General features: G+C 55.6%; 10 protein-coding genes. 8 read left to right on the plus strand and 2 right to left on the minus strand.

The window, feature by feature from the left end:
• Nucleotides 1-55: 55 nt before the first annotated feature.
• On the minus strand, nucleotides 56-499 hold the full coding sequence (locus tag C5Y44_RS05530; RefSeq protein WP_105324018.1) for an RDD family protein: 444 nt from the start codon (nucleotides 497-499) through the stop codon (nucleotides 56-58).
• 218 nt (nucleotides 500-717) lie between these two features.
• Between C5Y44_RS05530 and rpsA the strand changes: the two genes are divergently transcribed.
• From rpsA to C5Y44_RS05565, 7 genes are all read left to right on the plus strand, one after another.
• Nucleotides 718-2,187 carry a 30S ribosomal protein S1 gene (gene rpsA / locus C5Y44_RS05535; RefSeq protein WP_105324019.1) on the plus strand — a complete coding sequence of 490 codons (1,470 nt, stop codon included), beginning with the start codon at nucleotides 718-720 and terminating at the stop codon, nucleotides 2,185-2,187.
• Nucleotides 2,188-2,451: 264 nt separating this feature from the next.
• On the plus strand, nucleotides 2,452-4,437 hold the full coding sequence (locus C5Y44_RS05540; RefSeq protein ID WP_105324020.1) for a glucose PTS transporter subunit IIA: 1,986 nt from the start codon (nucleotides 2,452-2,454) through the stop codon (nucleotides 4,435-4,437).
• Nucleotides 4,438-4,448: 11 nt separating this feature from the next.
• Nucleotides 4,449-5,270 (plus strand): PRD domain-containing protein, encoded by an 822-nt coding sequence (locus C5Y44_RS05545; protein WP_105324021.1) that lies wholly within the window; start codon nucleotides 4,449-4,451, stop codon nucleotides 5,268-5,270.
• On the plus strand, nucleotides 5,267-5,866 hold the full coding sequence (gene coaE, locus C5Y44_RS05550; protein WP_105324022.1) for a dephospho-CoA kinase: 600 nt from the start codon (nucleotides 5,267-5,269) through the stop codon (nucleotides 5,864-5,866). The genes C5Y44_RS05545 and coaE overlap by 4 nt, the downstream gene beginning before the upstream one ends.
• 18 nt (nucleotides 5,867-5,884) lie before the next feature.
• Nucleotides 5,885-7,978 (plus strand): excinuclease ABC subunit UvrB, encoded by a 2,094-nt coding sequence (uvrB, locus tag C5Y44_RS05555; protein WP_105324023.1) that lies wholly within the window; start codon nucleotides 5,885-5,887, stop codon nucleotides 7,976-7,978.
• Nucleotides 7,979-8,032: 54 nt separating this feature from the next.
• The gene (locus tag C5Y44_RS05560) at nucleotides 8,033-8,482 is read left to right on the plus strand and encodes a universal stress protein (RefSeq protein ID WP_105324024.1); all 450 of its coding nucleotides are present in this window, start codon (nucleotides 8,033-8,035) and stop codon (nucleotides 8,480-8,482) included.
• 55 nt (nucleotides 8,483-8,537) lie between these two features.
• Complete coding sequence (locus C5Y44_RS05565) at nucleotides 8,538-8,978, plus strand: universal stress protein (protein WP_066794325.1); 441 nt, start codon at nucleotides 8,538-8,540, stop codon at nucleotides 8,976-8,978.
• On the opposite strand, the gene C5Y44_RS05570 is transcribed toward C5Y44_RS05565, so the two are convergent.
• The gene (locus C5Y44_RS05570) at nucleotides 8,975-10,024 is read right to left on the minus strand and encodes an App1 family protein (protein WP_105324025.1); all 1,050 of its coding nucleotides are present in this window, start codon (nucleotides 10,022-10,024) and stop codon (nucleotides 8,975-8,977) included. The genes C5Y44_RS05565 and C5Y44_RS05570 overlap by 4 nt on opposite strands.
• A gap of 182 nt (nucleotides 10,025-10,206) precedes the next feature.
• Between C5Y44_RS05570 and C5Y44_RS05575 the strand changes: the two genes are divergently transcribed.
• Nucleotides 10,207-10,857 carry an HAD family hydrolase gene (locus C5Y44_RS05575; RefSeq protein ID WP_105324026.1) on the plus strand — a complete coding sequence of 217 codons (651 nt, stop codon included), beginning with the start codon at nucleotides 10,207-10,209 and terminating at the stop codon, nucleotides 10,855-10,857.
• Nucleotides 10,858-10,862: the final 5 nt, after the last annotated feature.

A 10,862-nucleotide genomic window follows, 5' to 3' on the forward strand; every position in this document is an offset into this window, starting at 1 on the left:
TGCAGCTGGCAGGAATCGCAGCGCATCTTGCGTGGATAACTTCGCGCGCCCCTGACTAGTTATCCACCCGGGTGCGCTCCACCATGGTCTTAGTGAAGTAATCAAAGGGATGCTGCGCGAAGCCGAAGATAGATAGGCCGAGTATGGCCACGATGGTGGGCTCAACGTAGGGAATGCCGAATGCTGCGAGGACAGTCAGAAGGACCCAGCTGTTGCGAATCGCCGCGGTTATGTAGCCCCGGTTAATCGAGATGATTTCCAGCTGCAGTGACCACTTGCCCAACGAGGTGTTCCAGCGGCCTTCGACGATGGTGCGGTAGGCGAAAAAGACCAAGGAGAACGCGTAAATCTGGTACAACGTTGCTGCATCACCAGTCAAGGGAGCATCGGCAGCGAGATTGATGAGCCACTGGATAAGAAGGATGACGGCTCCGACGGCAAAACCGTCAATCCAAAAGCCGATCGCGCGGCGAATAAGAACAGACAAGCGGTAGCGCATGAAAAATACGTTACATGGCTCGTGTCAAATATTGCACTGCTTGCTGCAAGGATGTAGGGTTGTTGGAGCGTGTCTATGCCCGCAAGCGCTTTCAATCAGTATAGGAGGGTTGACCTCGCTGGCGCGGTGAGATTGAACGGTGTGTCTAACACTACCAGTCCAAGAGATACGTTTCTGTCCATTTTCGATCTCCTAACAATTTCGGAGCACACTTAAATATGCCCACTTCTAACACCCCTCAGGTAGCGATTAACGATATCGGTACCGCTGAGGACTTCCTCGCAGCAGTCGACGCCACCATCAAGTACTTCAACGATGGTGACATCGTCGAAGGCACCGTGGTTAAGGTTGACCACGACGAGGTATTGCTCGATATCGGATACAAGACCGAAGGTGTCATTCCGTCCCGCGAGCTGTCCATCAAGCACGACGTCGACCCAGATGAGGTTGTCGAGGTCGGCGATCAGATCGACGCTTTGGTTCTGACCAAGGAAGACAAAGAAGGTCGTCTGATCCTCTCCAAGAAGCGTGCACAGTACGAGCGCGCTTGGGGCGCAATCGAAGAGCTGCAGGCCAAGGAAGAGCCAGTTACCGGTACCGTTATCGAGGTTGTCAAGGGCGGCCTCATCATCGACATCGGACTGCGTGGCTTCCTGCCAGCATCGCTTGTTGAAATGCGTCGCGTCCGCGACCTGGAGCCATACATTGGCCAGGAGCTGGAAGCAAAGATCATCGAGCTCGACAAGCAGCGTAACAACGTTGTTCTGTCCCGCCGTGCATTCCTTGAGCAGACCCAGTCTGAGGTTCGCTCTGAGTTCCTGCACCAGCTGCAGAAGGGCCAGGTCCGCAAGGGCGTTGTCTCTTCCATCGTCAACTTCGGCGCATTCGTCGACTTGGGCGGCGTAGACGGTCTGGTTCACGTTTCCGAGCTTTCTTGGAAGCACATTGATCACCCATCCGAGGTTGTCACCGTTGGCGACGAAGTAACCGTAGAGGTTCTCGACGTCGATCTGGACCGCGAGCGCGTATCGCTGTCCCTGAAGGCAACCCAGGAAGATCCATGGCGCGTATTCGCACGCACCCACGCTGTGGGCCAGATCGTGCCAGGCAAGGTCACCAAGCTCGTTCCATTCGGTGCGTTCGTTCGCGTCGAAGAGGGCATCGAGGGCCTTGTTCACATCTCCGAGTTGGCTCAGCGCCACGTTGAGGTCCCAGACCAGGTTGTCAACGTTGGTGAAGAGGTTATGGTCAAGGTTATTGACATCGACCTCGAGCGTCGTCGTATCTCCCTGTCCGTTAAGCAGGCAGACGAGGATTACACCGAAGAGTTCGATCCATCCAAGTACGGCATGGCTGACTCTTACGACGAGCAGGGCAACTACGTCTTCCCAGAAGGCTTCGACTCTGAGACCAATGAGTGGAAGGAAGGCTTCGACGAGCAGCGTCAGGCTTGGGAGGCACGCTACGCAGAGTCCGAGCGTCGCTTCCAGCTGCACACCGCTCAGATCGAGCGCCACCGTCAGGCAGCTGCAGAAGCAGCTGAGACCGAGGCAGCTTCCGCTAACTACTCTTCCGAATCCAACGATGCAGCTCCGGCATCTGAGGCACCGGCAGAGTCCGCAGGTTCCCTCGCGTCTGATGAGCAGCTCGCTGCTCTGCGCGAGAAGCTTGCTGGTGGCGAGAACTAATTCTCACCGCTAGATAGCTAATAGCAACCAGCTAAGAAAACGCCCACCGCTTCATTGCGGTGGGCGTTTTCTTTTGCCAAAACCTGAAAATTAATTAAATGTTTAATAACAGTTGATTTTGTTGGCACAGTCTGCTTAGTATGTAACCTACAACACCCACAGGGTTGTTACTCGTAATGGAGGCAAGACCTGAGTGGCTTTTCTATTGTGAATTGCTGCTCAGGTCTTTTCGTGTTTTACCGAGAATGAAAGAAGGTACATCTCATGTCCAAGACTGAGATGCGCACCGCCGCAGAGGAAATCCTCGCAGGCATTGGCGGGGCGGATAACATCGCATCGTTTACACACTGTGCAACGCGGTTGCGCTTTGAGCTTAACGATGCATCCAAGGCCGACAAAGATAAGCTCGACGCCATCCCGAAGGTCATGGGCGCAGTCCCACAGGGCGGGCGCAACTACCAGGTTGTCATCGGTGGCGATGTTGCCAGCGTCTACAACGAAATGGTGCAGCTGCCAGGCGTGCGCAAATCTGATGCTGATGTGAAAGCGGCCAGCCGTGCGAAGGCACAAGGCAAGATGCCATGGCTCGATACGGCGTTTGAGTATCTGTCCGACTCCTTCCGCCCCATTTTGGGCGTGCTGCTGGGCGCCTCGCTGATCATTGCGTTTACCGCAGTGATGGAGGCTTTCGGCGTCGTCGATACGCGTGCCGATGACAAGGCTGCGATCTGGTTCTTCATCGACGCCATGTGGCGTTCGGTGTTTTACTTCCTGCCCGTGATGGTGGCGTATAACGCCGGTAATAAGCTGCGCATTGACCCCTGGGTTCCTGCCGCGGTTATGCTCGCGCTCTTTACACCAGAGTTCTTAGGGCTGAAAGAAAACCCTGTCGCCAACTGCATGGTTGATGAAGCACTGGGTACTGAAACCTGTTCCATTGACTTGCTGGGCATCAACGTTGCACTGCCAGACTATGGCGGAAACGTCTTCGTGCCGCTGATTATGGCACTGGTGGCAGCCGGAATTTACAAGGGCTTCCAGAAGATCATTCCATCAGCTGTCCACATGGTCTTCGTGCCATTTTTGACCCTGCTGTTTACCATCCCAATTACCGCAGTTCTGATTGGCCCATTTGGCGTGTGGCTCGGCAGCACCATCGGGGTGGGCCTGGCATGGATGAACGGTAACGCACCATTCGTCTTCGCCATCCTGATTCCAATGCTGTACCCATTCCTCGTGCCACTGGGCCTGCACTGGCCACTCAACGCACTGATGCTCGTAAACATTGAGGCTCTGGGTTACGACTTCATCCAAGGCCCAATGGGCGCCTGGAACTTCGCTTGTTTCGGTGCAACCGCCGCGGTCCTAGCTATCTCCATGCGTGAGAAGGACCCAGAAATGCGCCAGACCTCCGGTTCGGCACTGGCAGCCGGTCTCTTTGGTGGTATTTCCGAACCGTCCCTCTACGGTATTCACCTGCGCTTTAAGCGTATTTACCCACGCATGCTGGTCGGTTGTTTCGCAGGTGGTCTTACCATCGCCATCTTGGGCACGGCATCCGGCGGCGTAACCACCAACGCGTTTGTCTTTACGTCTTTGCTGACCATCCCGGTCTTTTCCCCAATGCTGACCTATACCATCGCGGTCGCTATTGCTTTCGCCGTAGCCTTCCTGCTGATTTACTTCACTGACTACCGCACCGCAGAGGAAAAGGAAGCATCGCGTGAGCGCGCAGCTGCAGCGGGATTAGTTCCGAGCGAGACTAATCCCGAAACAGAAGCCAGCACAACCACTGAGACTGCAGATCTGGTCTCACCAGTCGATGGCATGGCCGTCAAACTCGAAGACATTGATGACAAGGTCTTTGCCGGCGGAACCCTCGGCAACGGCATCGGAATCGTGCCAGTCAACGGTAATATCCAAAGCCCAGTCGCAGGCACCATCGCGACGGTCACCAAGACCGGGCACGCCTTCGGCATCAAGACTGATGATGGGGTAGAGGTTCTAGTCCACATCGGCATTAACACCGTGCGCATGAAGGGCGAAGGCTTTGAGCCCAAGGTCGCCAAGGGAGACGTCGTTAACATCGGCACGCCACTGGCCGAAGTCGACCTAGACAAGATTAAGGAAGCCGGCTACGACAACACCGTGGTTGTCACCGTCACCAACACGAAAGCCATGGGGGAGGTCGCAGGCATCGCCGAAGGAGCAGTCAAGGCTGGTGAGGCGGTCGTTGCCATTAAGCGCTAACCTGGTTATCGATGCAGATCCTTCGAGTATTTAATAACAACGTCGTCCTCGCACGCCGCGGGGACGAGGAAGTTATTGTCACAGGTCGCGGTCTGGGTTTTAAAGCCCAGCACGGCGAAGAGATTGACGGCAATCGCATTGCCCAGGTTTTTACACCGTCGCTTGGCCGCGACCCGGACCACCTTGCCATCATGTTGGCGGCGTTGAGCCCGGACTATATCGACAAAGTCGTAGCCGCGCTAACTGCGGTTAACGTCGAAGCCGAGCTCACGCTGGTGGTCGCGCTCGCAGACCACATCCAGTCCGCAGTCGAAAGAACCCGCGCGGGCCACATCGTGGATTACCCACTGCGCGCCGAGGTCGAACACCTTTATCCCGAGGATTATCAGCGCGCCGTCAAGACGCTAGAAGTCATCAACGCCGAGCTGGATACGCCGTTGCCAGATTCCGAGGCCATCGCCCTAGCATTGCATTTGGTCAACGCGGGCTTTGCCTCCGGTGACTTGTCACAGACCTACCGCATGACGGGGCTAATTCAGCAGCTTATCGAAATCATCGGGGAGTTCTTCGGTACCCAGCTAGATACCAGCGAGGTCACGGTCGCGCGTTTTATCACCCATTTGCGGTATCTTTTTGTGCGCATGCAGCAAAACAAACAGCTTTTTGCCGAACATTCGGCCATCGGTCGCGCTATCGTGGAAGCGTACCCGCGCGCCAGCGAATGCGCGAAGGTGTTGGCAAATATCATCGAGATGCGCATGGATGAACATCTCACGGATGATGAGGTGTCATACCTGGCATTGCACGTAGCACGACTTGAAGGAAAGCAATGAAAATTATCGGTTTAACTGGCGGTATCGGCAGCGGCAAGTCTACGGTCGCGCAACTTTTTGTAAACGAAGGCTACCCGCTTGTCGATGCCGACAAGGTCGCACGCGAAATCGTCGAGCCCGGGCAGCCAGCATTGCAAGAGCTTGCCGATGTTTTTGGCGCAGACATCATCACCGCCACCGGGGAATTAGACCGCCAGCTTTTAGCCCAGCGTGCTTTCGTCGATAAAGAGCACACTGAGCAAATTAACGCGATTACCCATCCGAAGATTCAAGCGCGTACGCAAGAGCTTTTCGATGGCTACCGTAAGCAAGACGTCGAAGCAGTTATCTACGATATGCCGCTGCTGGTCGACAACGGCCTCGATCGCGCGATGGACTGGGTCATCGTCGTCGATGTGTCCCCAGAAGAGCGCGTGCGCCGCCTGGTGGAATACCGCGGCATGGATGAAGAAGATGCCCGCCGCCGCATGAAGTCGCAAATTCCTGATGGTTTGCGCCTGGCATCAGCGGATTCGGTCATTGATAACAACGCCGCGGAAGAAAACTTGAAACCACAAGTGGACCAACTGATCTCGGATGCGCCGTGGCTTGTGTAGCCGCGTAGTATTGAGGGTATGGCTTTTGCAGGAGAACACCCGATATATTCGCAGTCTGAGCACCGCCCGGTGGGCGAAATTGAACGCACCGGGCGGGCCTTCGAGGTAGTTTCTGAATATGAACCTGCTGGTGACCAGCCCACCGCCATCGCGGAATTAGACCGCCGGCTCAACGACGGCGAACGCGATGTCGTCCTGATGGGTGCCACCGGTACGGGTAAGTCGGCGACGGCGGCGTGGCTCATCGAAAAGCAGCAGCGCCCAACGCTGGTGATGGCGCCGAATAAGACCCTGGCGGCGCAGCTCGCCAATGAGCTGAAACAGCTGCTGCCGAATAACGCGGTAGAGTATTTCGTCTCTTACTACGACTACTACCAGCCAGAAGCATATATCGCGCAGACCGATACCTATATCGAAAAAGACTCGTCTATCAATGAAGATGTCGAGCGCCTGCGCCACTCAGCAACCTCGGCGCTGCTCTCGCGCCGCGATGTGGTGGTAGTCAGCTCCGTGTCCTGTATCTACGGCCTGGGTACTCCGCAGTCTTACCTGGACCGCTCGGTGCTTTTGCATATCGACGATGAAGTCGAGCGCGACCAGCTGCTGCGCCTCTTGGTCGATATCCAATATGAGCGCAATGACGTGGGCTTTACCCGCGGTACTTTCCGCGTCAATGGTGACATCGTCGATATCATCCCGGCTTATGAAGAACGTGCTGTACGCATTGAGTTCTTTGGTGATGATATTGATGCGCTCTACTACATCCACCCGGTCACCGGCGATATGATTGAGCAGGTCGATGAACTGCGTATCTTCCCGGCGACGCACTATGTCGCGGGACCGGAGCGCATGGCCAAAGCTGTGGAAGCCATCAAAGAAGAACTTGCCGAGCGTCTCGCGGATTTGGAAAACCGCGGCAAGCTGCTGGAAGCGCAGCGCCTGCGCATGCGTACCGAATACGACCTGGAGATGATCGAACAGGTCGGGTTCTGCTCCGGCATTGAAAACTATTCCCGCCACATGGATGGCCGCGGGCCAGGTACAGCACCTGCGACCTTGATGGATTATTTCCCTGAAGACTTCCTCACCATCATCGATGAGTCGCATGTGACCGTGCCGCAGATTGGCGGCATGTTTGAAGGCGATATGTCACGCAAGCGCAACCTGGTGGAATTCGGCTTCCGCTTGCCGTCGGCCGTGGATAACCGCCCGCTGACCTTCGATGAGTTCGAGCAGCGCGTCGGCCAAACTGTCTATCTCTCCGCGACTCCGGGCAATTACGAAGTTGCAGCGGCTGGCGGCGAATACGTCGAGCAGGTTATTCGCCCGACCGGTCTGGTGGACCCGAAGGTCACCGTCAAACCGACCCAGGGCCAAATCGATGACCTTATCGACGAAGTCCGTGAGCGCACCAAGAAGGACGAGCGTGTCCTGGTGACAACCTTGACCAAGCGCATGGCCGAGGACTTAACGGACTATCTTCTCGAGCACGGCATCCGCGTGCGCTACTTGCACTCGGATATTGATACCTTGCAGCGCATCGAGCTGCTGCGCCAGCTGCGCTTGGGCGAATATGACGTGCTCGTTGGCATTAACTTGCTGCGTGAGGGCCTCGACCTGCCCGAAGTATCACTTGTGGCCATTTTGGATGCCGATAAGGAAGGTTTCCTGCGCTCGACGACCTCGTTGATTCAGACCATTGGCCGTGCGGCTCGTAACGTCTCCGGCGAAGTCATCATGTACGCGGACAAGGTCACTGAGTCCATGGAACGCGCGATCGATGAGACCGAGCGCCGCCGCGAAAAACAGATTGCGTACAACAAGGAGATGGGCATCGACCCACAGCCGCTACGCAAGAAGATCGCCGATATCTTGGACCAGGTCTATGAAAACGAGGGCACCGGTGACGGCGAGTCTGACCCGGCCTCGATCGTGGACGCCCCGGATGTCTCGACGATGGCCGCAGATGAAGTGCAAAAGCTTATCGATGACCTCTCGCAGCAAATGGCCGCCGCCGCCCGCGAGCTGAAATTCGAACTAGCTGGACGTTTGCGCGATGAGATCGCTGATTTAAAGAAAGAACGCAGAGGTCTCAAAGAAGCCGGCATTTAATGCCATAATAAATCACATAGGTTAATTTCTATTTCCTCGAGAAAGTGAATTCACATGCTCAATTACAACACCATCGCGGTGGGCACCGATGGATCGCAGACTTCGTTGCGTGCGGTGCAAGCAGCGGCGAGTATGGCGCGAGCCTATGACGCGAAGCTGATTATTATTTCAGCCTTCTACAATCAACCAGGTGCGATGCTGGGCGCGCCAGATTCTGAAAGCCTGCCGGTGATTGACCGCACTGAAGCGCAAAATTACTTGGATAACGCAGCCTCGATTGCGCAGGAAGAAGGCGCCAAGTCCATCGAGGTCATTGGTAAGTCTGGCGAGCCAGTCAAAGCCATGTTGGAAGTGGAGAAAGACTACGACGTGGACATGTTCGTCGTGGGCAACCGCGGCATGAACTCCGTGCGCGGCCGTGTCTTTGGCTCGGTTGCTACGGAGCTAACGCGTAAAGCACACGCTGACGTAGTCGTGGTAAACACCACCTCTGAACGCAATTAGACAATTCTATTGTTAGACTGAAAATCAACTTATTAACGTGTGCGAAAGGTCCATTATGAGCGAATATGACACCATCGTTGTTGGTACCGACGGGTCGAAATCGTCCCTTCTTGCAGTAGAGCGCGCAGCACGTATTGCTGCGGCATTCGATGCTCGTCTGATTATCGGCTGCGCTTACTATGAAAATAAGGAAGAAGCCTCCAAGACGCTGCGCCAGGAATCTGTCACCATCTTGGGCGACGATGTGGCCGCAGAGAACCTGGCTTCGGGCAAGGCACATGCCGAAAAGTTCGGTGTAAAAAACATCGAGACTGCAGTACGCGCGGGCACCCCAGTCCAAGCGCTGATGTCGATTGTCAACGATAACAACGCTGACCTGCTCGTGGTTGGTAACCGCGGAATCAACTCGCTCACCGGCCGCCTGCTAGGTTCGGTTCCAGCAGACGTTGCCCGTCAGTCCGACTGCGACGTCATGATTGTGCACACCGTCAACTAAGCCTCGACGGGCTCAGCCTCAAATTCTTCGATCAGCACGTGACCATTTTGCCCATGAATAATGGGCACGGTGGCACGTGCATTTTTTGCGACTTCCGCCAGCGGTGCGAGCGTGCCATGCGATAACACGTGCTCGCGTGGGCTCAGCGTGCGCACAGCCACCATCTTGATCAGCGTCGGATGTTCTTTGATCACTTCGGAGAAAATCAGCGGGTCATGCTGACCATCATCGCCAATGAGAATCCACGTCATGTGCGGATAGTCGATGATCAGGTTCCGCAGCTGCACCTTCTTATGCTCCATGCCGTTGCGGAAAAGTCCGGTCTCGGTTGGACCCCAATCTGTGAGCAGCATTGGGCCTTCGGGAAACCCGTGTTGGCGCATAAAGCGCTTGAGCGTGCGGTAGGTATTCCACGCGCCTGTGGAGAGATAAAAGACCGGCGCATCGGGGTGTGCCTGGCGCAGTCGCGCAAAGAACGCCGCCATGCCATCGACCGGCTTGCGCGTATTGGTCTTCTTAATCCACGAATTCCACGCCGCCACCAAAGCGCGCGGCAGCCACGTTACCAAGATGGTGTCATCAATATCGCTGATGATTCCCACCGGGTGCTCAGAATCCACGATCATAATATCGGCTACTGCGTCTTCAGCTCCCGCGGTCGACAGCCGCGCCTTATGCCAACCCGGTTCCAACCCCGGGTTGTCCATGCTGATATCGATATAGCCATTGTCATCGGTATGCGAGTGAATCTCTTTATCGCCCACCGTCACCGTGAAAGGGTGGTCGGTTAACTGCACGGTCAAAAACTGCCGCCAGCCCCGCTGCGCGGTTTTATCGTCTGGGTTGCCGACTTCGGGCGGCACCGGACGCGCCCGATGCACAGCCGAATCGACCGCCAAGATGCGGCCGTAGATCCGAATGCTGTGCTTAGAGCCATAACCGGTATACCCGCTAATCGCCGGCACCCAGCCGCGCCGAGACGCGACTTTCACCGCCGTCTTATTCAGAGCTTGTTCTGCACCACGCACAATGTCGCTTAAGGCCATAGTGGCTAATTCTAGTGGAACTGCTCCGGCCAGTGCCCAAAGATACTTCGTGGGACGAAATTTCCCCAGAGTTCACTTTGATTGAACATTACGTTCATAACGCTGTCTTAGGCTGAACGCAACGTCCCAGAAACTGGGCGTTATTCAACAAAGTGGCAATCACTTCGGGCACAAGGAACTCTATGAATTCACGACTCGGCATGCGCAGGAACGCTGCAATCATTTTCGACTTCGATGGGACCGTAACTCTTGGGAACGGACCTGTGAGGGCATATGCACAGGCCATCCAAACGGAATTGCTAGCTGATCCCGCAGCCTTCGCGAAACAGGTAGAAGCCGCACTCGCAGATATTGATGACCTTCAAAGTCCCTACCGCGATGGCTATCATGCGGTGGCTGACCTTGCTATTGCCCAGGGCATAGACACCGCAGAACTCTCGCGAGCTTACCTAAAGAGCAGACAGCTTTTGGGAACGGAGAAAGCACCCGTGGAGATGCCGAGTCAACTCCCGGCACTTCTTAAGGCGATTGCCCCTCATGCGTGGGTGGTTCTGGCTACCAATGCGCCTGCGGAAGGCATCGAAAAGTTGCTTGACCGCTGGAAAGTCGGTGAGTTCTTCGACCAAATTTCCTTCAACACGAACAAGCCCGCTGGTTTGAGTTCACTCATCGAAGAACTGGATTCTCAGCGGATTCTGGCAATCGGTGACATTGCCGAAAATGACCTTGCTCCAGCTGCAGAGCTGGGCGCACACACCCTACTAGTAACCCCACAGCACACCCTCGATGATGCCTTTGAAGACATCATCACATGGGCACGACAAGGAGAATAAACCAC

It is taken from the genome of Corynebacterium sp. J010B-136, from assembly GCF_002967075.1.
Lineage (GTDB): Bacteria > Actinomycetota > Actinomycetes > Mycobacteriales > Mycobacteriaceae > Corynebacterium.